The organism is Serratia sp. ASV30, assembly GCF_016428815.1.
GTDB lineage: Bacteria > Pseudomonadota > Gammaproteobacteria > Enterobacterales > Enterobacteriaceae > Chania > Chania fonticola_C.
Genome location: NZ_JAELTL010000148.1, coordinates 1 through 1,097, shown reverse-complemented (window position 1 = coordinate 1,097; position 1,097 = coordinate 1). Strand labels below are relative to the sequence as shown.

The following is a 1,097-nucleotide window of genomic DNA, read 5'->3' as shown; positions in this document are numbered from 1 at the left end:
CTCTTTGCCCGTCTTTCCGCGTAACTTCAGCCTTTCTATCAAGTCCTTAACCACTACATTGTATTGGCCTGCCACCACCGCGGGCATGTATAACGCGCTTCGCAGCTCACCGTGTCCCACTTTCGATAACCGGCTTTTCCCTTTAAACATCCCCGACTCACATCGCTGTGGATTCAGTCCTGCATAGGCGACCAGGGCCTTGCTGCTGGTGAACCGCCGCAGGTTCCCTGCGAAGGCCAGCAGGCTGGAACTCAGCATCTCTCCTACTCCTGGGATGCTTTTCAACAGGTCGCTGTCCCGCTTCAGGTCTGGGTTATCATCAATGTGTTGGCTGATTTTCTTCTTCGTTTCTCGTATCAGGTCATCCAACGTGGCGATGTGCTCATTGAGTGAAGGGACGATGACCGCCTCTGCTACCTCCAGACGATTTTCTTCCATCTGACGCATCTCTTCGAGGTTCTTAAGATGCCTCACCAGCGCGGTCAACTGGCGTTCACTCAACGGGGCTGGGAACCACGGGTCGGGCTGATGCAGTGCGCAGTAGCGGGCTATCATCGCTGCATCGCTTTTGTCCGTCTTGTTCCGGGTGAGTTCTGTATTGCTGAAGGAATGGATACACGCCGGGTTCATCAGACTGACGTGGTAGTTGTTGTCTGCCAGATAAGTGGCCAGCTCCGTGCTGTAGCTCCCGGTGGCCTCCATGCAGACATGACAGTCGCCAAAGCGGCTCAACCAGGCCGCGAACTCGCGGCACCCAGAAGGGGTATTGGCAAACTTTTTGGTTTTATACTTCTGATTGTCCAGCAGTACGGCGACATCAAACTTGAGTTTGGCGATATCAACGCCGACAGGGGTTCTGCGCATGATGGCACTCCATAAACATGTCTGTAATTTATCGCCGGACCATCCTTATATGTGGGTGCTCATAGGCACAGGATACCGTTCGGTCTAGAAGGCGACAGGGAAATAGACAGCCGGGGCACAATCTCTCCCGCGGGCTCAGAGGCACAAGGGCTAGGGGGAGCTCACCGGCTATCTCCCGATGATCTGTCGGGGATCTTCTCCGCTAAGGCGGAGAAGATCAAGACATAAGGGTT

The 1,097-nt window shown here is 54.5% G+C and carries 1 protein-coding gene; it reads right to left on the bottom strand.

The features are described 5' to 3' along the window. Positions 1 to 864, bottom strand: an 864-nt coding sequence (locus JHD74_RS25805; protein WP_199063887.1) for an IS110 family transposase, incomplete at its 3' end; no start/stop codon positions are given. Between the last annotated feature and the right edge of the window lie 233 nt (positions 865 to 1,097).